The sequence below is a fragment of the Methanomassiliicoccales archaeon genome (assembly GCA_029907465.1).
Taxonomy (GTDB): domain Archaea; phylum Thermoplasmatota; class Thermoplasmata; order Methanomassiliicoccales; family JACIVX01; genus JACIVX01.
This window is the reverse complement of sequence record JARYLV010000001.1, coordinates 160,415-181,044: the sequence shown is the minus strand read 5'-3', so window position 1 is coordinate 181,044 and position 20,630 is coordinate 160,415. Positions and strand designations below refer to the sequence as shown.

The 20,630-nt window shown below is 47.0% G+C and carries 21 protein-coding genes; 5 read left to right on the top strand and 16 right to left on the bottom strand.

What is annotated here, in order from left to right; translation table 11 throughout:
• Positions 1 to 26 precede the first annotated feature (26 nt).
• The 3 genes from QHH00_00820 to QHH00_00810 form a co-directional block, all read right to left on the bottom strand.
• The gene (locus tag QHH00_00820) at positions 27 to 1,811 is read right to left on the bottom strand and encodes a cation:proton antiporter (protein ID MDH7507927.1); all 1,785 of its coding nucleotides are present in this window, start codon (positions 1,809 to 1,811) and stop codon (positions 27 to 29) included.
• 27 nt (positions 1,812 to 1,838) lie between these two features.
• Positions 1,839 to 3,386 (bottom strand): ATP-binding protein, encoded by a 1,548-nt coding sequence (locus QHH00_00815; GenBank protein ID MDH7507926.1) that lies wholly within the window; start codon positions 3,384 to 3,386, stop codon positions 1,839 to 1,841.
• A gap of 136 nt (positions 3,387 to 3,522) precedes the next feature.
• Positions 3,523 to 3,738 carry a hypothetical protein gene (locus tag QHH00_00810; GenBank protein MDH7507925.1) on the bottom strand — a complete coding sequence of 72 codons (216 nt, stop codon included), beginning with the start codon at positions 3,736 to 3,738 and terminating at the stop codon, positions 3,523 to 3,525.
• Positions 3,739 to 3,829: 91 nt separating this feature from the next.
• Between QHH00_00810 and QHH00_00805 the strand changes: the two genes are divergently transcribed.
• Entirely contained in the window at positions 3,830 to 4,798 is a 969-nt protein-coding gene (locus tag QHH00_00805; GenBank protein MDH7507924.1) for a hypothetical protein, read from the top strand.
• Between the two features lie 47 nt (positions 4,799 to 4,845).
• Here the strand turns inward: QHH00_00805 and dph5 are convergent, their stop codons facing one another.
• A complete protein-coding gene (gene dph5, locus QHH00_00800; protein ID MDH7507923.1) occupies positions 4,846 to 5,640 on the bottom strand; it encodes a diphthine synthase in 795 nt (264 codons plus the stop codon).
• A 9-nt stretch (positions 5,641 to 5,649) separates the two neighbouring features.
• On the opposite strand from dph5, the gene QHH00_00795 reads away from it, so the two are divergent.
• Positions 5,650 to 6,681, top strand: coding sequence for a class I SAM-dependent methyltransferase family protein (locus tag QHH00_00795; protein ID MDH7507922.1), 1,032 nt, complete (start codon positions 5,650 to 5,652; stop codon positions 6,679 to 6,681).
• Here QHH00_00795 and dcd read toward each other — a convergent pair.
• Positions 6,649 to 7,113, bottom strand: coding sequence for a dCTP deaminase (gene dcd / locus QHH00_00790; GenBank protein ID MDH7507921.1), 465 nt, complete (start codon positions 7,111 to 7,113; stop codon positions 6,649 to 6,651). The two genes, QHH00_00795 and dcd, sit on opposite strands and share 33 nt — an antisense overlap.
• Positions 7,114 to 7,465: 352 nt before the next feature.
• A complete protein-coding gene (gene hypF, locus QHH00_00785; protein MDH7507920.1) occupies positions 7,466 to 9,655 on the bottom strand; it encodes a carbamoyltransferase HypF in 2,190 nt (729 codons plus the stop codon).
• Positions 9,656 to 10,058: 403 nt separating this feature from the next.
• On the opposite strand from hypF, the gene gcvH reads away from it, so the two are divergent.
• On the top strand, positions 10,059 to 10,442 hold the full coding sequence (gene gcvH, locus QHH00_00780) for a glycine cleavage system protein GcvH (GenBank protein ID MDH7507919.1): 384 nt from the start codon (positions 10,059 to 10,061) through the stop codon (positions 10,440 to 10,442).
• 391 nt (positions 10,443 to 10,833) lie between these two features.
• Here gcvH and QHH00_00775 read toward each other — a convergent pair whose 3' ends face one another.
• A complete protein-coding gene (locus tag QHH00_00775) occupies positions 10,834 to 11,622 on the bottom strand; it encodes an S-methyl-5'-thioadenosine phosphorylase (GenBank protein MDH7507918.1) in 789 nt (262 codons plus the stop codon).
• A gap of 283 nt (positions 11,623 to 11,905) precedes the next feature.
• On the opposite strand from QHH00_00775, the gene QHH00_00770 reads away from it, so the two are divergent.
• Both QHH00_00770 and QHH00_00765 read left to right on the top strand, forming a co-directional pair.
• Positions 11,906 to 12,427 carry a flavin reductase family protein gene (locus QHH00_00770; protein MDH7507917.1) on the top strand — a complete coding sequence of 174 codons (522 nt, stop codon included), beginning with the start codon at positions 11,906 to 11,908 and terminating at the stop codon, positions 12,425 to 12,427.
• A 1-nt stretch (position 12,428) separates the two neighbouring features.
• Positions 12,429 to 13,502, top strand: a complete 1,074-nt coding sequence (locus QHH00_00765; GenBank protein ID MDH7507916.1) for a pyridoxal phosphate-dependent aminotransferase — start codon at positions 12,429 to 12,431, stop codon at positions 13,500 to 13,502.
• On the opposite strand, the gene pheA is transcribed toward QHH00_00765, so the two are convergent.
• From pheA to hisC, 9 genes are read right to left on the bottom strand one after another with little or no spacing between them, the layout of a single operon-like run.
• Complete coding sequence (gene pheA / locus QHH00_00760; protein ID MDH7507915.1) at positions 13,503 to 14,351, bottom strand: prephenate dehydratase; 849 nt, start codon at positions 14,349 to 14,351, stop codon at positions 13,503 to 13,505.
• Complete coding sequence (locus QHH00_00755) at positions 14,344 to 15,720, bottom strand: aspartate kinase (GenBank protein MDH7507914.1); 1,377 nt, start codon at positions 15,718 to 15,720, stop codon at positions 14,344 to 14,346. Before QHH00_00755 ends, pheA begins: the two co-directional genes overlap by 8 nt.
• Positions 15,717 to 16,376, bottom strand: a complete 660-nt coding sequence (locus QHH00_00750) for a histidinol phosphate phosphatase domain-containing protein (GenBank protein MDH7507913.1) — start codon at positions 16,374 to 16,376, stop codon at positions 15,717 to 15,719. The genes QHH00_00755 and QHH00_00750 overlap by 4 nt, the downstream gene beginning before the upstream one ends.
• The gene (gene hisIE, locus QHH00_00745) at positions 16,373 to 16,978 is read right to left on the bottom strand and encodes a bifunctional phosphoribosyl-AMP cyclohydrolase/phosphoribosyl-ATP diphosphatase HisIE (GenBank protein ID MDH7507912.1); all 606 of its coding nucleotides are present in this window, start codon (positions 16,976 to 16,978) and stop codon (positions 16,373 to 16,375) included. The genes QHH00_00750 and hisIE overlap by 4 nt, the downstream gene beginning before the upstream one ends.
• Positions 16,975 to 17,733, bottom strand: a complete 759-nt coding sequence (gene hisF / locus QHH00_00740; protein MDH7507911.1) for an imidazole glycerol phosphate synthase subunit HisF — start codon at positions 17,731 to 17,733, stop codon at positions 16,975 to 16,977. Before hisF ends, hisIE begins: the two co-directional genes overlap by 4 nt.
• Complete coding sequence (locus QHH00_00735; protein MDH7507910.1) at positions 17,730 to 18,284, bottom strand: imidazoleglycerol-phosphate dehydratase; 555 nt, start codon at positions 18,282 to 18,284, stop codon at positions 17,730 to 17,732. The genes hisF and QHH00_00735 overlap by 4 nt, the downstream gene beginning before the upstream one ends.
• Positions 18,281 to 18,991, bottom strand: coding sequence for a HisA/HisF-related TIM barrel protein (locus QHH00_00730; protein ID MDH7507909.1), 711 nt, complete (start codon positions 18,989 to 18,991; stop codon positions 18,281 to 18,283). Before QHH00_00730 ends, QHH00_00735 begins: the two co-directional genes overlap by 4 nt.
• Entirely contained in the window at positions 18,988 to 19,587 is a 600-nt protein-coding gene (gene hisH, locus QHH00_00725) for an imidazole glycerol phosphate synthase subunit HisH (GenBank protein MDH7507908.1), read from the bottom strand. The genes QHH00_00730 and hisH overlap by 4 nt, the downstream gene beginning before the upstream one ends.
• Positions 19,578 to 20,627 carry a histidinol-phosphate transaminase gene (hisC, locus tag QHH00_00720; protein MDH7507907.1) on the bottom strand — a complete coding sequence of 350 codons (1,050 nt, stop codon included), beginning with the start codon at positions 20,625 to 20,627 and terminating at the stop codon, positions 19,578 to 19,580. Before hisC ends, hisH begins: the two co-directional genes overlap by 10 nt.
• Positions 20,628 to 20,630: the final 3 nt, after the last annotated feature.

Genomic DNA, 20,630 nt, shown 5'->3' with positions numbered 1-20,630 from the left:
TTAAAAACCTTCATCCTATTTGATTCTTAGGGGGATCCCCCATCCCTCGATTTCCCGTCTTCAATGATTGCCTTTGAAAGTGCTTGGGACATCCTCTGGTGAAGTGATCTTACAGCGTCCCTGAATAGATATGCGACCAGCGCACCGATGATAAGAATCACAACAGGCGATATGTACGGCATATCTGGAGGGATCGGCACGATCGATATTAGATATATGACGGCCACAATGATAATGAAGATCGTGAAGAGGTCCATGAAGACTCTATAAATGACCTTTCCACCAATCGCGTTGAATTTACCAGTATCTAGGGCTATATGGACAACGACTGCAACAATGGCCCTTATCCTTTTCATAATGCTGATCACTGGCGGTATCATGAGGGCTGCGGCAGTCGATCCTACGATGAGCGCTGGCAATCCCGGTGAAATTTCAGCAAGCCCTGACAAGAAGTCCGTAAAATTGTATATCATGTTCGCAGCGGCTGTCACCACAAAGATCAGCGTTATGTCGATGAAAATCCAGGTGATATCTATCCTGATTTTTCTTCTTATCTCTTCTGAGGTGGCAATTCTTTCTCTTACGGAAGCACGCAGTCTTTCGATGACACTGAGTGTGCTCCTCAGGGGCGCAGGCAAGTGTCCAGATATCAAATCGGCTGTTTTGTCGGCCTTCTTGATTGAGAATGGAAGAACAAATGATGTTATGAGGGCAACTCCGATGATTGTCGAGTAGAAAAACTCCCCGGCCGCACCGGTATCGATCGCGAGCTTCGCGATGATAAATGAAAATTCACCCATTGCGACCATACTCATTCCTGCGACAAGGGAAGTCCTGGCATCGAGATTAGCGACGTATCCAGCAAATGTTATGCTGAGCGTCTTGCCAATGATGAAAACAAGTGCAATTAGGATTGAGGCAAAGAGATTCTCAACGATCAATGTAGGGATGATCAGCATTCCGATTGACACGAAAAAAATCGCAAGAAACATTTCTTTTACAGGCGTGATTTTCTCAATGACCTTCTCAACATGATCAGATTGTGAAATAATCACTCCCATGATGAACGCTCCAATCGCCACGCTCAGACCGATTGCCAGCGACACGAGGGACATCGCGAAGCAGAGTCCCAGGGAAACAAGGAGGAGTGTTTCACCTGGGTGCTCCTTCGCTATCCAGTTTATGATCCTCGGAATCACAGCCGCGCCTAGAATGATGCTTATCACGATGAAAATAATGATGCCAACAATCATCGATATGATTGTCATCATCTCGACTGATGAGTTGCTGGTCAGCGGCGCTGCCATCGTTAGAATCATAACAGCGGCAAAGTCTTCGATGATTAGGATTCCAATTACCGCCTCGGTGGGCCTGTCTTTCAGTTTCCCATAGTCTGAGAGAACTTTTATGATGACGGCAGTGCTGCTTATAGACATCACAGCACCGAGAAAGATCGATTCCAGATGATTCCACCCCATCAAATTTCCCAACGCATATCCGATCGCCATCATTGTCAGAATCTCGATCGATCCGGCAATGATCGAGAAAAGTCCGATTTTCCGCAGTTTCCTTAAATTAAAGTCCAGACCGATTGAGAACATCAAAAGGATGACACCAAGACTTGCCATAAGGTTGACAGATTCAGTGTTCTGAACAAGACTAAAGGGCGGCGTATGAGGGCCAAGCAGAATTCCAGCAACAAGGTATCCAATAACAGCGGGCATTTTAATTTTTGAAAAGAGAAGGGCACTGATACCTGCAACGATAAGTACGACGGCGATATCCGACAACAACACATTTTCTGGTGTCATCAGTGAGGCACCTTCTGTGCAAAAATTTCAAAAGAACTTGAATTCCGCCCGCGGTTTACTTGATACTACTCCTTTTGTCCCAGTTTCCTGAATACCCTCTCTCGAAACGAATTCCTCGAAGAGATGAATCTTCACTGGAATGGCGAAAGGAGTAAATGGTGACGCGATTATCGCTTCGCCTGGCATCAGCGTCTGTATCTCATTGTCAAGCTGCGAGACGTCCTGCTTAGCGGAGTTCCTGAGAATATCCCTATCTCTCCTATCGGCAAGACCTAGTATAAATAGGGTGTTGAATTGACTGATAATCTCAGGGTCGATAAGTTTCGGTTGCTGCGAGACCGCACACAGACCAACTTTGAACTTCCTCCCCTCTCTCGCAATTTGCGCGAATATCGATCCCTTTGACTGCCCAAGGACTCTCTGTGCCTCTTCCATTGCGATTAATACTGGTGGAATGCGCTCAAATTCTTCCTTTTTTCCGTAAATGAATTTATTCCTTTCAAAGATTGCCCTTGAAATAACCGTTGAAACGAGGAGTTCCTCCGCTTCATATAAGTTCGAAGTATCGATGAGAACGACCTTCGCATTGTGCAAACATTCGATGACATGTTTCGTGATCGATAGCTTTGGGTCGGAAGTGATCAACCCAAACCTGAAGATGCTTTCGAGTCTTCGCTTTATGACGTTGATAGTACCCTCATGGAATCTGTCTCCCAAGTCTTCACAGATCTTGTCGACGGATTTCGAATTGAGCTCCTGAAGCCAGTTTTCCCCGTAGAAGAATTGAGCCGTCTGAAGACATTCGATTTGAGGTTGGCTGAACTCGTATAGGTTCTGGAGGTCAGCGATCTCAATTTCTTTTGCAGAGAGCTTCAAGGTCGTATAGCCCCCTTCCAGCTCTCTGCTGCTAAAGACTTCTAATGCCTCGTTCATTCCAGCATGCCTCAGACCTTTCTTTCCGATTTCGCCGCCATCAAAATATTCGCCATGTGGATCAAAAATGAGGAAGCCGTAGCGACGTAGTTTCATGCACGAAAGGGCGAGATTCTTCATCAGATTGCTCTTTCCCATGCCGGTAGTCGCGAAAATGCCGATATGGTGCGGAAATGCGAGGCCCGAAATCCCGACAGGAAAATCAAGAACCCGATCACCAGATCTGAGTTTCCCAACTTCGATATCGCCTAGAAATCTGCGCAGGAACGCATAATCCTCTTCAGTCGCCCGCCTGACTTTCGAGAAATGAGACGGAATTGACTTCGTCTTCCTGAAGGAATTCCCCGACGAATATCCAAGAGGAGTGCAAACACCTACTCTGTACAGGCGCCCTTCAATTCCTTTGATATCGGGAGATTCATTTCTTGAATCTTTATGGAGCATCTCTCCCGCTTCCCTCAGGACCCAATCATCCCTATCGGCATCCGCACCATGCTCAACGTCCATGACCCTGACAAAATACTTTGTCTCCTCACCCTCCTCTTCAATGACGAGAAGTTCTCCTACTTGCAAATTCTCCGTAAATCTTGTGCGGAATCTGATCTCCATGACCCTATTGCCAACGACTCTACCAATATGCATTTTCCAATCCCCACTTCCCTCAAGTCTGAAATTCGGTCTACTGAATCCGTTCAAGTATCATATCCCTTTCGCTAATGACTGTTTGGGGGAAAATATTTTCTTATGGGGATGGGAGGAAGCTAGTGAGATCGGAATTTCAAGGGTCTGAAATGATTTTGACCTCAGACTGTCCGGAAATAATTCTTGCCAGCCTCTCAATCGCGCTATATCCCTTATAGTCGCATATCATTGGACTTAATGGACAGTTTTCGCATGTCAATTCCTCGTTCCCCGGTTTAGCATAACCATATGCATCAAAAAAACAACCGGAAGGCCTCTTCATCTGCGTCTCCGCATCTCTTCCATCTGACATTGTTACCTATTCGATAGTTTTTCTACATAAGTGTATCCCCGAAATTCCTTGGCACATATTTGAGCCGCAGTGCGATTTTTGCAGAAATGATATGCAGCAAATCTTCATTTCCCTTGAGTTTCATCACGGTGGTGAACAGGTTGGACGCATGTTGACAACGGCATCTTGTGATGCGGAGGTTACAAGGCGCCCAAGGCTCAAGGTTGTTGGCGTGGGAGGTGCGGGCTGTAATGTACTTCTCGATTCGAGTTTTGAAAATATTGCCGTCTGCACTTCTAACGACCATGTGAGGGAGGTGCCAGAGAGCAGGCGCCTTGTCATCGATGATAGACAACTTTCAATGCTCCAGGGTACAGATCCGAGGACACTCTCATCAATTGATCATCAATTGAAAGAAATGATTCTAGAATCAATCGGCGATTCTGAAATTCTATACATATGCGCTGGTCTCGGCGGGGAAACAGGCACTTATGTAGCACCGGCAATAGCGCATATATGCAGGCGAAAATCGGACTTTATCGTCATGTCCCTTGCCCTGCCTTTTTCTGTTGAGGGAAAGGATCGCCGAAATCTGGCATCTAGAGGTCTCTCAAGTGCTCTCAACGCGTCAGATATGGTCATCATCTATGAGAACGATCGGTTGCTGAGAACTGCTCCATACCTCCCACTCAGCAAAGCTTTCAAGTTGATGGACGATATCATGCTATTCCCTGCTTTTGGCATGGAAAAAGCTCTTACGGTTGGGGATCTGCATGACCTCAGAGCAATGTTTTCACAGTTCAAACGCACGGTCTTTTGTGCAGGTATGGCAGGTTCTTCTCAAGAGCTCCTCGCACTTCAACGCGCCCTTGATTCCCCATGGTGTGGTTATTCGGTTGAACAGGTAGGTGCAGTCTTACTAATGATTTCGTCTGACTGTATTGATGATTTTCTCATAAAGAGTATATCGGATGAGACAGAACGGAGATTTCCGAAAGCTTCGATTAAATCTGTGTGTTATGCCGATTCGTCGCTTAGAGGAAACGTTAGGGTTATGGCCCTGCTCGGTACTCCTCCATAATTGTTTTTTGCAATGAAGCACTGATCGACCTGAAATCCGATCGAATTTTAGATATTTTCGAGGATCTGCTTAGGCGCATTTGCGAACTCAACGAGGGCACGGGCTTCCATGAAATGGAGTTTCCCTGGCATGATGAGGGTGTGCAGTGGTGGGCCCATATTCTCATTCAAAATATCTTGTGGATATCCGGCGACAATCTTCTCTGTTCTCGAACCCACTCGTGCGGCCGCACAAAGCAACGTTTTCTCATCAATTAGACCTTTTCCGATCTTTTTCTCTAAATCGAGTAACCATTTAATGCCATCCTGTGCCGTCATATATTTTCCTTCAGCTGCTCTGATGTCGAGCAGAATGAGGGAATGAAGGCCGTTTTTCTTGTTTTCTAGTAGATGCTCGTAAGGACTTGAAGGATGGTAGTTTCTCTCTTGAAAAGGGAGCGTGACAGTTCTGCCGAATTTATAATGTTGCAGCCCAAAAGCTGATGCGCATGCGGTGTAAATCGAAACGCCGTGGATCAATCGTGTATTGATTCCAGATTCAGATGCCCTAAGCCTTAGGTCAAGATGGGTCGTTGCCGTCATCGGATCTCCTGCTGTAAGAAAGGAAACGCGATGCTTTCTCGCTGCATCAATGATCTCTTGTCCAGATTCGACCTCTTCTCTCGTCAGAATCATGATTTTTTTCCCTATTTTCATCTCCAGATCTTCAATTTCAAAATCGATGAGCCTCGATGTATAGAACTCGGCAAATACGATGTCCGACTTTTTGATCGCCTCGAGTGCCTGGATCGTTAGGTCATCGGTACCTGCCAATCCTAAACCAACAAATATCAATTCGCCCATTGAACCACCGTGGAGTCCTGGTGTGTACGTGTCGACGCTAGTAGAGCGGAATTCGTCCGTAAAAAACTTTTACAGCTAGGACTGCTAGATAGATCGCTTAAGGTTGCAAGGTCAAGAGGCGATGTCCTCTTTCCGATCATTTCTGAGCGACTGGCAGATCTTCCAGATAATCTGAAAGAAAAAATCGAAACAGCAGATTTCGAAGAAAGAATGAGCAGAGAGGGAAACTACAAACAGTATGTGAAAATCCCTCAATCTCTTGTTCCTCTGCTACCTAGTTCCTTTGACATAATAGGGGATATTGCTGTTATTAAACTTCCAGACGAACTCTTGCCATACAAAGCAGAGATCGGCGAGGCTCTCATAATGGCATTTCCAAACATCAAGGCAGTCGCACTTGATAAAGGTATCAGAGGTGATCGGAGGATCATGGACTTGGAGATCATCGCTGGCGAGAAACGAACAGAAACAGTCCACACGGAGTACGGGCTTAGATTCAAGGTTGACATCAAAAGGACCTATTTCAATCCAAGACTCGCCTCGGAACGAAGGAGAATCGCATCCCTCGTTACAAATGGAGAAATCATCATTGATATGTTTGCCGGCGTCGGTCCCTTCTCGCTCATGATTCGGAAGTACGGGATGCCGAGGATAATATACGCGATCGATTTTAACACCGATGCGATTGATTATCTGAGAAAGAATATCGTCATAAATCGTTTAGATCGGATTGTCCCAATTTGCGCCGAAGCGAGGGTAGCGATTGAAGATCTGCCACCAGCCGACCGGATTGTGATGAACCTCCCTCATTCGACAGGTGAATTCATTATGACTGCGCTAAACAAACTCGAAGAAGGGGGCATCTTACATACATATTTCATATCGGCCAAATCAAAGGAATATACTTTCGTAGAATGGGTAAAGTGCGAATGTACAAAGGCAGGAATTTCAATTGATTTGTTGAGGTGCGAGGAGTTGAAGAGCTATTCTCCCGCAGCGAGTGTTTATTCACTCGATCTTCTCCTCTTTAAGCGGAGTTAGAGTGATACCTTTCTGTCCCTGGTAGTGACCGCTCCTTTCTTCGTACTTCATTTCAGCCTGCTTATTCATCTGCTCAAAAACGATTTGAGCAAATTTTGACCCGATCGGAATTTCGACGGCGGATGATGAAGCGTTAAATCCACTGAATGTGAGGGTCCCATAGAATCCCGCATCGACCTTTCCGAAGCTCGCCATAATCCCTTTTCTGATCCATGATGTCCGAAGCCAGAGCTGTGCGGATATGTCGCTAGGTAGTCTAACCGCTTCGATCGTTGAGAGATAGAACAAGGTGTTTGAAGGAATAACCGCAACGCCCTCCCGCCAAATCTGTCCTGAAGAGGGTAACAGGATTTCCGAAACCCTTAGGTCGTACCCGTTCGGAGTAAGAGATTCACTGGAAAATCCCTCAATTACGATCCTCCCTGACTTCATAAGATTGAGTATCTCCCCGTCGGACAATATGCACATACAAGGTCGATCACATACCCTCATAAAAATCTATTTTTGATCATCGCAGCGCTTCCTTAGTGGTTTAGTTGTTTTTTGTTGATAATCTTGTAGAGCGGATTTTTTGAACATCGACCGCTCATTTTTGATGTACATTAATTCTATAAAAAGGGAAACGTTAATAGCTTGCATCAGACCAGATCTCACACGGCAAGGAAATGACCCCCGCCTCATTTGAAATGTTTATCTTTTTGTGCAATGACTTCGAAAAATAAATCAGGATTTTATATTAGCGATTTAAATAAATCTTAATGATGTGCGAAAAATTTTACTAGACTCAAGAGACGACTCTTTTCGCAGCTACGGCGCACTGCCCTGTTGAGATCCCTCCATCCCCATTTGGGACAGCGCTGTGACAGACGAACTCCAATCCCTTTGCTTCGACGAGTCTTTTTGTGATCGCGGAGATTGTATAATTGTAGGATACCCCTCCGGTCAGACCAATTGCCTTGACCCCACGTCTAAGTGCTTCCTCAGCAGCGATCTCAACAAGCCCCTCCAAAAGCGTGTGGATGAAGCTGTATATTCTATCTTCTCTCTTTCCTGATGAATGAACAAGTTGCTTGAAAATAGAAACTGTTTTGATAATATTTCCATCTCTTTCAAGTTTGAATTTAATCTCTTTGTTTCCAATTTCAAGATATCGCTCAAGTTTCATCGCAGGCTCCCCTTCATATGTCCTTGAGCAACAAATACCAAAATAGCAGGAGAGCGCGTCGAGTACCCTTCCGAAGCTTGTGGTGAGTGGACTCGTGCGCATCATTTTCTTAAAAATCGCGCTTTCTTCATCATTGAAAAGTCTAGTATCAATGTCTGATAATTCGCACAACGCAAAGACAAGTCTGCGCGGATCTCTGACGGCTTTTTCTCCTCCCAACAATGGGATTTCCTGCAGGTGCCCCACTCTTTCGTATTCTAATGGATTCATGTAAAGGACTTCGCCGCCCCAAGACTTCCCATCATCCCCATAACCCGTCCCATCGAGGGTCAGTGCAATGATTTCGTCAAGACCTCTATCAACGAGAAGCGATACACCATGAGCATGATGATGCTGTATCTCGACGACCGGGGCACCCCAGGTTTCTGAGAGCTCCTTACCCAGTCTCCTCGTTGTATAACCAGGGTGCATATCAATCCCGATTGCATCGATCTTCTCGATACCCAAGAGTTTTTTCTGGAATTTGATCGCTGAATCGAGGAACTCAATTACACCGAGCGAACTGCCATCGCCGATGTACTGCGTCGGATATATTCTCCCATTGTACGCAATCGCCCCTGTGATGTTCTCTTGAGCTCCAACTCCAACAGTGGCGCCGCGGATATCAAAATTGAGACTTGAAGGGATATAACCTCTTGATTTCCTTAGGAAGAAAATTTCAGTGTTGAAAGTCCTAAGAACCGAATCATCGCACCGATTGATGATTTTCCGATTATGGAGTAAATAGCAATCAGCATTCATTGAAAAAACATCATCGTCCTGAAGAATCATTGGCTCACCAGGCACGTTGGCCGAAGTCATCACGAGTGCGTTTTCTTGGAGATAGTGAAATAGAATATGATGCATTCCGCTGTATGGCAGGAAGGCGCCGATGTTTCCGAGTCCTGGCGCAATTAAGTCATTGACCCTCTTCTCTTTTTTCTTAACAAGAACAATTGGCCTGTTCCGCGATGCCAGCAGTTTCTCCTCGAAGGGTGTTGGTTCTGCTAATTCTTTAACCGCCTTGAGATCCCTGAACATGACAGCAAAAGGCTTTTCCTTTCTTCTGTACCACTCGCGCAGTCGGGAAAGGTTCTCAAGCGTACAGCAGATATGCATACCGCCCCAGCTTTTCGCGATGCCGATAGCACCCTGATGTAGCATCTCCGCAAACTGTCTGATAGGTTCTTCATCAATCCTATTGCCGTGTGAATCGACGAGGTAGTAATGCGGCCCGCATTTTGGGCAACTGATAGTTTGGTGGTGAAATCTTCTATCGGTTGGGTCCTCATATTCTTCTCTGCAGTCCTTGCACATTGGAAATTCGTACATTGAGGTATGAATGCGGTCGTAGGGGACATTACTGATCAAACTGAATCGAGCACCACAAATGGTACAATTGGTGAAGGGGTAGAGATATCGTCTGCTTCCCTCGTCGAAGATTTCGTTTCTACAATCTTCACATATCGCTGTATCGGTCGGAATGGAGACGCCACGCTCTCCCTCGTTGCTTGGCACTATCCTGAAACCTGGTGATATGTTGCTTGCGTCAACATTGGTGCTAATGATCTCGATGGAATCTATCCGAGCGAGTGGTGGTAGGTGCCGCTTCAATTCTTCCAAAAAGATTTCTCCGTCCCTATCAACCTCTACAATTACGTTGGAACCGTTGTTCTGGACAAATCCATTAAGTCCCATGGCTCTTGCTATCCGATAGACAGTGGGCCTGAACCCGACGCCCTGGACGATACCTCGGATCACGATACGCATTCAACTCAGAGTAACGGGCAGGAAACAAATATTATATGCAATTATCGTTGCATTTTTTTTCGTGTTTTTCGTGCCTTATCATTACTTCTGCCATGCGGGAATAATGACTTTTGCCATCAGAGAAGCGGCTAGAGGAATATCCGATTTTTGCAAAAGGGTGGCTATTGTCCCGGGAATGCTTGAGTTATCAACAATTCTTGTCGTCTCATGAGATCTGTTCCGATAACTCTTGATCACCTAAGCATTATCGACGCTCCCAATCTGGCGGGATTTTGGCGACTTTTTTCTTCCTTATTAGGGCGGCTCTTTGTGTGGCGGAAGGTGAATTTATGCGAGGTACTAATCGTAAAATCTTGCAAAATGTATAAGGAAGGGATTTCAATATTGTCAGCCGGTTGAGAACATGGGTTTTATCCCTGATAACTTAAAATATACGAAGGAGCACCAATGGGTGAGAATTGAGGGTGAATTCGCCGTCGTGGGCATAACCGATCACGCGCAAAATGAACTTGCAAACATCGTTTATGCTGAGGTACCGAAAATAGGAACTATTGTGAAAAAGGGGGACGTTTTGGGAGCTGTTGAAAGTGTCAAGACTGTTGCTGAAGTCTATAGCCCTATTTCTGGTGAAGTCGTCAAATCGAATGTCCAGTTAGAAGAGTCCCCGCAATTGATCAATGAATCACCCTATTTTGATGGATGGATCGCGGTGATCAAAATCAGTAACCCTTCTGAACTTGCCGATCTATTGGATGCTGAAGATTACAAAAAACTTATTGCTGATTGATCCCCCATTTTCATTTTGCTTCAAAAAACCGCTTTATTCCACGTGATTTAAGTTGGTCTCTGGTTTTTGCACAGGAATCAGTTCAGGTTTTCGATCCAAGTTGTCGATATAAAAATAGAACTGTGTGGGATTTGAAAGTCATATCCTGGAAAATGTCGACTGTTCTGGAAAAACTGCTACAATTCAGGTACCACCTTATTTATGTAGATACTGTGTGCTACATACAGTCGGATCTACACTTTAATCCCTAAGATACGTTGGTATCCGTGATTGATAACTGAGATGCGGATTTTTGAGACGATTTGAACACTCCGCCTCGGACGCTGAAACAGTGGTGTAATTGTATTGGGCTCGAGGCCAAACCATCGAGTCGATCATACGTTGATCGCTTTCACGCCCCTGCCAGTTCAAGAGTCCTGGGGCATTCACATTTTTCCCTTTTTTCGGGGATCAGGGGTAAGGTTCTAACAATGAGTCGCCTGATCTTATCAATATTCTCATTCATCGTCCTCAAGACAGTTGCTGTGTCAACAGGTCTCTCAGCCCAGACATCGTAATCGGTGATCATTGCGAGGCTCACGTAGCATATCTCCAATTCCCTAGCCAGTTGGCACTCAGGAACGAGCGTCATACCGATGATGTCCGCGAAGTTTCTGAACATCCGGCTCTCCGCACGGGTAGAGAAACGCGGCCCTTCGATACAGACGTAAGTACCAGACGGTTTAAAGGGGATTTTTTCTCTCGATGCCTGTTCGATGAAAAGCTGGCGCAATTCTGGACAAAATGGGTCAGCAGTGCCAATATGAATCGTCTTTGCACCATCGTAGAATGTGTAATCCCTGCGTTTCGTAAAATCGATAAATTGATCGACAATCACGATTTCTCCTGGTCTATAATCTTCCTTCAGCGAACCAACAGCGCATGGGGAAATAATTCTTTCAACGCCTAGTTCCTTTAACGCCCAAATATTCGCCCTGTAATTGACTTTGTGTGGGGGGTAGATGTGGTTTTTTCCGTGTCTCGATAGAAAAGCAACCTTTGTCTCACCCAAATCGCCGATCTGAACCTCATCGGATGGTGGTCCATACGGTGTATTTAATCTCACACTTTTTCTGACCTTGAAAAGTCCTTCTTCGTAGACACCAGTCCCCCCGATAATTCCGATGCGCACCCTATCCATTTTGAACACCTGAGACTGCTATTTTCAAGACGAAATCAAATTTGTGATGAATAAGCTTGCGGTTCGATTATATTTAGCCTTAGCCCAGCAAACCGTTTAAGGCGAACAAGTGTGCCTTCTCTGATCTTTGTGTTGTCGGCGCGTAATCACGGAAGAATCTTATCCTCGGCATCCCAGAGTTTCAATAAAGTAGCCGACAACAATGTAATACAATTGATTGGATGGAATTCATAGAAGTATTTTTCAAGCATTAAGCGATTATTAACTATCGGAGGTTATGCGTATGGATCCGAAAGTTGAGTTGGCAGTTGGCGATGCAATCAAAGCATTCCCAGCGTTCCCAGTTGCACTTGTTGCGATGGGAAATGGCGAGAGGAATATCATCACTGTCGGTATCGTGCATGCCATGTCTCTCAAGCCTGCGATCATTGGCGTTGGCATTATGCCTTCGAGACACAGTCACAAATTAATGCAAAAATACGATGATTTTTCAGTTAATTTACCAGGCAAGGACCTTATCAAGGAGGTCATGTTTTGTGGGACAAAATCTGGCAAGGACGTGGATAAATTCAGAGAAACGAACCTCACTCCAGTCAAAGGGAAAAAAATCGCATCCCCGTGTATAGGCGAATGTCTGGTCGTTATGGAATGCAAGAAAACGGGGTCAATTGATATTGGTGACAGGACTTGGTTCTTTGGCGAGGTCGTGCACGCTGAAGCTACGGAAGACTACACGCGAGACAAAGCCCTTCTGTACTGGGGCGGAGAATTTCGGTTACCGGGTGAGGTGATCTGGAGGAGGTAATTTGGGCCTCCCACCTTTCGACCTCGAGGATTGGTTGATCAAGTGCAGGGGCGCAAAGATTAACCTTGACCATAGCGGCGCTCCATCTCCCTATAAGGATGGTTTTGATCCAAGTATTGACCAATGGGATACTGATGATTATGAGCTCGAAGAGAGATTGGCCGAACTAATCGCTTCCACTTATGGTGTTGAAAAAGATATGGTCGCCCTCTGTTCGGGGGCGCAGAATGCAAATTACTTGGCCTTTAGGACAATCTTAAAGTCGAACGATCTTGTGGCTATTGAATCGCCTACATATATGCCAATTAGGGTGCTTGCCAATTCCATTTGTGGCGTTTTCGATTTGAATAGAGACCCCTCGCGTAATTTTCACTTCCTCGAGAAGGAAATTGAAGAGTGCATAAAGAGAGGGGCAAAAGCTATCGTTTTCACGAATCTCCATAATCCAAGTGCGTCCTCGTTTTCCAATGAAACCCTAATGAGCATTCTTGAGATCACTTCAAAAAAGGGGATCGTAGTCGTCTGCGACGAGATATACCGGGAGATGCACTATGGTGTCCCGCCAGATCCTGTTGCGGCTCTTAATTGTAACGCAATTTCCATCTCTGGTCTCACAAAGCTTTTCGGACTCGGTGACCTGAGGATAGGGTGGGCGCTCGCGCCACCGGAGATCGCGTCTCGGATCAATCTCCTGAGGCTTTATGTTACATACCGTCTTCCGGCCCGATCGGTCGCCGTCGCCATCGAAGCGATCAAGCGCAGAGATTGGTTCAGGGAGCGGATGTTGCGCATCGCAATGAGAAATCTCACTCTCTTGAAGGAATGGCTCGAAGAGGAAAATCGGATTTCGTGCAGACTCCCGCATGGAGGTCTCATGGCTCTCTTCAAATTGCCGGAAGGGATTGACGATATGAAGTTCAGCGAATATTTGCTCGAGCGGTTTTTCACGGCAGTGTGCCCCGGTCGTTATTTCGGTATAGATAACCACGTGAGAGTGACTTTCAGTTGTGACGCGACCGACTTCAGATCTGGACTTGAAAATATATCGATGGCGCTCGACAAATTCTGTGTTTGATCACTCTGTCGGTATCTCCGCCCTCTTGTACGAGCCGAGTACCTTGAGGAACGAAGCGCGTCTCATCAGCTCAGTGAGCGCAGACTTGACATTCGGATCGTCGAAGTGGCCCTCGATGTCCACATAGAACACATATTCCCATGGCTTGTCTCGCCGAGGTCTTGACTCCAGCTTGAGCATATTCACATTCTTGTCAGCGAAGGCGCCGAGGCAGTAGTGGAGTGCACCGGGTACATTCTTTGTCGCGAAGACAAGCGATGTCTTATCGCCTGATGGATTCAGCATTGCAGTCTTCTCGATGACGAAGAACCGTGTGTAATTGTTGTGACTGTTCTGAATCCCTTCTTTGAGAATTTTCATATCGTATTCTTTTGCAGCCCTCGCACTCGCGATCGCCGCCTCTTCTTTCAACCCTCGTTTCTTTACCAGTTCAACGCTTCCAGCTGTGTCGTAGGCTGGAATCTTTTCCCAGTGAGGGTATCTCGCGAGAAAACTCCTGCACTGCCCTAGTGCCTGAGGGTGGCTATAGACTCTTTTCACATCTTCAATTTCCGCATCTGGATGCCCGATGAGACAGTGACGGATGAGTAATATGATCTCCCCGACAACTGTTAGATCGTTTTCGAGGAGGAGATCGTTGACCTTAGTAACGCTCCCTTCAATCGAATTCTCCACCGGGACAACACCGTGGCTTGCTTCCCCGCGGTTAATCGCTTCGAAAACGTCTTCAAACTCGGGGCAAGGCAGAGTCTTAGTCCCTTCGCCAAAGAACCTATACACTGCATCCTCACTGTAAGCGCCCCTAATACCCTGGAACGCCACTTTTCGCCTCATCTCCCTGCTATTCATGTTTCCCACCAAAGAACTCATCGTGAACGGCCTTTATCGTCTTTTGAAGATCCTTTGCATCAACAGTGAAGTGATACGCGACCATGGATGCCCCGGCAGAAATCATCCCAACGCTGACTCCCTCTTTCGACACGGCGGTGAAGACCCTGGCTGCGATCCCCTTTCTGTAACCGAGCCCCTCGCCTACGACGCAAAGAAGAGCGATATCATCGACTGATTCGATTCTATCGACAATTCCCGTTTCAAGTTCCTCAAGCGCTTTCTCAGCGCGCTCAAGCGATTTCTTGTCGACAAGCATCGCGATGCAGGTCTGAGAGGTTGCAATTGAGTATATGTTGACACCAGCATCACTCAACTTTTGTGAAATACTTGAAAGGACGCCGAATTTGTGCGCGGCACCAGCGCCGTATACCTTAATGACCGCCATGTCTTTCATGTATGAAATGCTCTTGATCGTGCCCGCTCTCTCAACACCGCTTGGTCTTATCGTCGTTCCTTCCTTTTCCGGTTTAAAGACATTCCTTACCTTGATCGTGATATTTTTCTCTCTCGCTGGCTCGACGGTTCTTGGGTGCAGTACCTTCGCTCCAAAATACGATAACTCAGCAGCCTCATCATACGAGAGATTCTCTATAGTCACCGCCTGGGGTACGAATTTTGGATCCACGCTCATGAATCCATCCACGTCTTTCCAGATCTCAAGCACGTGTGCACCTATAGCATTCGCAATGACGCTGGCACTGTAATCGCTTCCGTTTCTCCCAAAAACAGCGACGTGGCCTTCCTTCGTCCTCCCAAAGAAGCCTGTAATGACAGGCACCTCCTGCCTGCCAAGCATTGCGAGGAGCTTTGGCGCGATGTTCCGCCTCGTCTCTTGGAGATCCGCCACTGCGTTGCCATATGGGCCAACAGCGACAATGCCGAGCTCATCAGCATCGATCGGCGTTGCATTCAACCCCATATCCTGTAACATCGCAGCGACAAGAATGACTGAAAGTCTCTCTCCAAAGCTCTGCACAAGGTCCATCGACCGAGGTGTCAACTCTTCAAGGTACGAAATGCCATAGAGGACTTTCTCGAGTTTTGCGAGCCTTCCAAGTAGAAGATCGATCGCACGTTGCTTTACATCAAGGGCGTTGGCAACTCCACCTAGGATTGCCATGTGTCTCTCCTTCAATTGACTGACGAAAGCCTCCACCTCTTCGTCCTGCCTCGTTTTAGAAACAAACGAGACGATCGAATCGGTGACCCCCTGGACAGCGCTTACGACGATGACCTTCGGTTCCTGATCAGAGGCGATGATTCTTCCGACACCGAGCATCGAATTGGCATCCATTAACGAACTGCCGCCAAATTTCATGACTTTCATCGCCCTCTCACTCTCCTGATGATGTTAACAGGATTATCTCTCACCGCCTTTTCAGCTTCTGCCCTCGCTAGGCCAGCACCCATTGCAATTATGATTGCCTCCTCTTCGCTTAGGAGGTCTTTTGCGTAATGTGCATCTGTATTAACGATCATCTTTGCACCGACTTCGCTGGCGATCTTGGCAACATGGCCGTTTGTCGCCGAATGTGCACTTCTCGAGGTGATTTCAAGAGCGATTCCATTGTCCTTTGCGACCTGCGCCTCTTCGACTGTAATGAAGCCAGGATGCGCGAGCACGTCGACCTCAGGATTACTTATGGCAACCCTATTTGTCCCTGGCTCGACGGGTTCACTGATCGTTTCGCCGTGAACAACAATCAGCTGAGCGCCAAGTCTTCTCGCTTCGGTAATCGCGACATCTAATTTTGAGGCTGGTATGTGCGTCAGTTCGACACCAAGGATGACTTCAATGTCCCATTCTGAAGCAAGGTGGCAGTCTCTTCGTGTCTCTTTAATAACCCTCTCCATCGTTGAAAGAGAAACATGGTCGGTCAATGCTATCGCCTGATGTCCTTTAGCGACGGCTCGTCTCGCAAGTTCAATTGGAAGAAGTTCGCCGTCACTCAGTATTGTATGTGTATGGAGATCGATCCTCATTTTCTTCGCTCCGAAAGGACTTTGTAAACTTCCGCGATGGGGAGTTCCATCTTCTCCAGCAAAACCATGAAGTGGTAAATGAGATCTGCGGTCTCCCACGCTTCTTGTTTCAGATCACCATTTTTTGCAGCGAGAATCAGCTCCGTTGCCTCTTCAACGATTTTCTTCAGCAACTTGTCCTCGTCTTTCAACAATTTAGATGTGTAGCTCTCTTCCTTGGGGCTGGTTTTCCTGTCTCGAATTACTCTGCGGAGTTCTGGAATAATTGCGGCGGTACTACTCGTATTGCCATAAATGACCTCCTCGAAGCATGAAGGCCTGTCAAGATGACATGCGTTGCCCGTCTGGCGGACTCTTACGAGGAGAGCATCTGAATCACAATCTGTTTGTATGGAGATGATTTCCTGGACGTTCCCTGAAGTCTCACCCTTCATCCAGAGCTTCTTCCTCGACCTGCTATAAAAGTGTGTTCTCCCTGTTTCGATCATCTTTCGGCAAGCCTCTTCGTTCGCGTAGGCCATCATCAGGACCTCGTTGGTCTCAGCATCTTGTATGATAACGGGAATGAGCCCATTTTCATCGAATTTGAGTTTTGAGATCATCTGACGAGAATCCCCCTTTCCCGCAAATATTCCTTGACTTGCTGGACAGTGTAAACCCCGTAATGGAAGATCGAGGCCGCGAGTGCGGCATCTGCATCGGTTTGAGAGAAGACTTCATAGATGTGCTCGAGTGTACCACAACCTCCAGAGGCGATTACAGGGATACCAACTGCCTCACTCACAGCAGCCGTTAATTCGATATCGTAGCCCTTCTGGGTCCCATCCGCATCCATGCTCGTCAACAGGATCTCGCCTGCACCGAGTTCTTCCGCCCGAATCGCCCAGTCAATTGCATTTAGTGACGTCCGCCGTCGACCTCCGTGTGTATAGACGAGCCAAGAATCCTTTTCTCTCTTCGCGTCAATCGCTACAACAACGCACTGCCTCCCGAAGTCCTCTGCGCATAAAGCAATCGTCTCGGGGTTTTCAACGGCAACAGTGTTGATCGAGACTTTGTCTGCACCAGCTAGCAGTGCATCCCGCATGTCCTCACGGCCTCGGATCCCACCGCCGACCGTCAATGGGACGAAAACCTTCTCAGCTGTTCTCTTAACAACATCGAGGAGCGTTTTTCTTCCTTTCACACTTGCAGAAATATCGAGAAAGACGATCTCGTCCGCTCCCTGTCTCTCGTATTCTGCGGCCATTTCAGGTGGATACCCGACGCCCTTGAGGTTCTGAAATTTGACACCTTTGACAACCCCCTCCTCAGTCACATCAAGGCATGGAATGATCCTCTTGGCCAGCAGTGTCATCCCCTCCCGATCCGCGGGATCTCCTTCGTGCTTAGCACATCTTTTCTTCGTAATACCGCATTCTTGAGCGCCAGTCCAAGTGCCTTGAATATCGCCTCAATGATGTGATGTTCATCAAATCCCCTTTGGACAATCACATGGAGTGTGATCCCTGATGCCATTGCAAAGCTTCTTAGGAAGTGGCGGTAGAGGTCGTTAGGACATTCGATATCTGCGTATGGGCGATCGATTAGATCGACCGCAACCGAGACTAGTGCATCATCCATCGGAACAGTTGCACTAGAAATTCTTTCAACGGGTACATCACCAATCGCCTGTCGTAGTGCAAGGCCAAGAACGATCGCTGCGTCCTCAACGAGGTGGTGCTTATTGTCCCCTACAAGTTTCATAGTGAGGTCGAAGGACGCGTATTTCCCAAAAGTCTCGATCATATGGCGGAGGAATTGATCTTCGCATTCAATTTGACTGGTGCCGCTACCATCGAGCACCATCGAGATCTCAACATCCGTTTCTCTTGTCTTTCTGCTGAGTTTCGCCATCCTCTTTTTCACCGTCTCCGCCTCCATACATCGCTCGGAGCAATCCCGCCGGTGTATATCGCCATTCCTACGACGGCGGCATATGCGCCGAGCTTCTCAAGTAAATCGATATCTTCCCTATTCTTTATTCCGCCGGCGACGAAAACCTTGTGAGGGCATTGATCGATGAACGCTTTTGTTTTATGTATGTTGATCCCAGCGTTCTTTCCCTCGACATCGACATCTGTGTAGAGAACACCAGCAAGTGGGAGTTCTCTGATTTTATGGAAAATCTTGTCTAGGGTGATCATCGTTGGCTCCTGCCAACCTTTAATAAGGACTTTACTTTCCCGCATATCCACAGCAAGCATAACTTTCCCTGGCCATCGCTCTGTCATAGATTTTAGCCAAACATGGTCAAGAATCCCCCTTGTCCCTGTGATAACCCTTGAAGCACCAGATGATATCAAATCGTCAACAATCGATTCTGATCTGATTCCCCCACCAACCTGGACAGGGATCTCTACCTCTGCTAGAATCCTCTGGATGATTGGAAAATTGTTCCCCTTTCCCATCGCCGCGTCAAGATCGATGACGTGGAGGCCAGGTGCGCCCTGATTTTCCCAGTCGTGAGCCACTGTAATTGGATCGGGGAGCACGATGCGCTCAGTGCCAGGAACCCCACCGACGAGTTGCACGACCTTTCCGCCCATGATGTCGATCGCTGGCAAAACGATCAAAGGCAACCCTCCGCGAACTCAACAAAATTCGATAAGAACTTGAGACCATGTGTGCTGCTCTTTTCAGGATGGAACTGTGTTCCGTAAGTATTCACCTTTCTGACTATGGATGGAAATTCCTCATAGTAGTGCGTCCTTCCGACCGTGATGCCTTCTCGAGGCTCAGCTCGATACGAGTGAGCAAAGTAGAAGAAATTTGAGCCTGTTCCGTGGAGAATTGGATCTTCGCTAGCGACGGTGTTCCACCCCATGTGCGGAATTTTATTCGCCCTCAGTCTAATGACTCGTCCATTCATAAAGCCCAGGCCTGGCCTCGAACCCTCTTCGCTGCCTTCGAATAGGATCTGCATCCCAATGCAGATACCTAAGCAAGGTATTCCTTCGCTCAATCGTCTCACGATTTCGTCTCTGATTGAAAAGAGTCTCTCCATTGTTCTACTGAAGGCGCCAACGCCAGGAAAAATAATGCATTCTGCATCAAGTAGTAGATTTAAATCAGTGGCAATCGAAACCTTGGCTCCACAATTCTCCAGAGCCTTCCTGATGCTGTGCAGATTACCGACACCGTAATCCGCGATTGTAATCTTCACTGGCACTCTCTGAGCACCTCCTCAATCAGTCGAAGAAGACGTTCATTCATTTCCCTGGTTCCTATGGTCACCCTCACACAGTTCTCCAGTCTCGGGACATGTCCAAAGTCTCTTATGAGAATGCCCTTCTGTGCGAGTTTTGAAACAAGAGTTGCAGAGCTTATTGGTGATTTTGCGAGTACGAAATTTGTATCAGAAGGGAAGACCTTGAATCCGATCGACATCAGCCCTCTTGACACATATTCTCTCTCCCGTCTCACCTTCTCCACAGTCTTCATCACGAAATCCTGCCGATCCAGTGCAGCAATCGCCATTTTCTCGCTGATGATGTTGAGGCTCAGTGGTGTCTTCGTCCTCAGTAGGACGTTTGCGAGACGGGGATTCGTGATTGCATATCCAATCCTCAGACCAGCAAGCCCGTAAGCCTTAGAAAAAGTTCTCGTAACGATGAGATTTTCATATTCATTGACAAGCGGAACAAAGGACTGGTTCGAGAACTCAGCATAAGCCTCGTCAACGATCACGGGCCGATCCACCCCTTCAATGACCTCTCTTACATCTTTCATTTTGAAGCTATTTCCTGTCGGGTTATTCGGCGTACTGAGAAGGACGACTTTTCCTTCTGTCGCGTTTATCGCCTCGGGGACTAGCTGGAATTGCTCGTCGAGGTCCACACTGACCACAACCCCACCATTGACTTTGACAAAAAATGAGTGTAATGCGTAGGTAGGGTGAGGCATTACGACTTTATCTCCAGACTCGACGAACGCTTTGATGCAAACATCGAGGACTTCATCTGATCCGTTTCCAGCAACGAAATTATTCATCTCGAGACCATAAAATCCGGCCAACGCTTTTCGCAAATCATCGGAATAGGTCGTTGGGTAATTACTGAGCTCAGTGTCGGTCAATTCCCGGAGAACCTCTTTTATAACGGGGTTAGGTCCGAATAGGTTCGCATTATTGTCCATTCTGAACGCTTTCACAGTCGGGCTATAATATAGAGAGATGTCGCGCAACGTCGATTTGATCCACTTTTCGATCATTAC

Bases quoted from the DNA above. Each gene is read 5' to 3' on its own strand.
- QHH00_00820 (MDH7507927.1), bottom strand. From the start codon at position 1,811: ATGACACCAGAAAATGTGTTGTTGTCGGATATCGCCGTCGTACTTATC.
- QHH00_00815 (MDH7507926.1), bottom strand. From the start codon at position 3,386: ATGCATATTGGTAGAGTCGTTGGCAATAGGGTCATGGAGATCAGATTC.
- QHH00_00810 (MDH7507925.1), bottom strand. From the start codon at position 3,738: ATGTCAGATGGAAGAGATGCGGAGACGCAGATGAAGAGGCCTTCCGGT.
- QHH00_00805 (MDH7507924.1), top strand. From the start codon at position 3,830: ATGCAGCAAATCTTCATTTCCCTTGAGTTTCATCACGGTGGTGAACAG.
- dph5 (MDH7507923.1), bottom strand. From the start codon at position 5,640: ATGGGCGAATTGATATTTGTTGGTTTAGGATTGGCAGGTACCGATGAC.
- dcd (MDH7507921.1), bottom strand. From the start codon at position 7,113: ATGAAGTCAGGGAGGATCGTAATTGAGGGATTTTCCAGTGAATCTCTT.
- hypF (MDH7507920.1), bottom strand. From the start codon at position 9,655: ATGCGTATCGTGATCCGAGGTATCGTCCAGGGCGTCGGGTTCAGGCCC.
- gcvH (MDH7507919.1), top strand. From the start codon at position 10,059: ATGGGTTTTATCCCTGATAACTTAAAATATACGAAGGAGCACCAATGG.
- QHH00_00775 (MDH7507918.1), bottom strand. From the start codon at position 11,622: ATGGATAGGGTGCGCATCGGAATTATCGGGGGGACTGGTGTCTACGAA.
- QHH00_00770 (MDH7507917.1), top strand. From the start codon at position 11,906: ATGGATCCGAAAGTTGAGTTGGCAGTTGGCGATGCAATCAAAGCATTC.
- pheA (MDH7507915.1), bottom strand. From the start codon at position 14,351: ATGAATAGCAGGGAGATGAGGCGAAAAGTGGCGTTCCAGGGTATTAGG.
- QHH00_00755 (MDH7507914.1), bottom strand. From the start codon at position 15,720: ATGAAAGTCATGAAATTTGGCGGCAGTTCGTTAATGGATGCCAATTCG.
- QHH00_00750 (MDH7507913.1), bottom strand. From the start codon at position 16,376: ATGAGGATCGATCTCCATACACATACAATACTGAGTGACGGCGAACTT.
- hisIE (MDH7507912.1), bottom strand. From the start codon at position 16,978: ATGATCTCAAAACTCAAATTCGATGAAAATGGGCTCATTCCCGTTATC.
- hisF (MDH7507911.1), bottom strand. From the start codon at position 17,733: ATGACACTGCTGGCCAAGAGGATCATTCCATGCCTTGATGTGACTGAG.
- hisC (MDH7507907.1), bottom strand. From the start codon at position 20,627: ATGATCGAAAAGTGGATCAAATCGACGTTGCGCGACATCTCTCTATAT.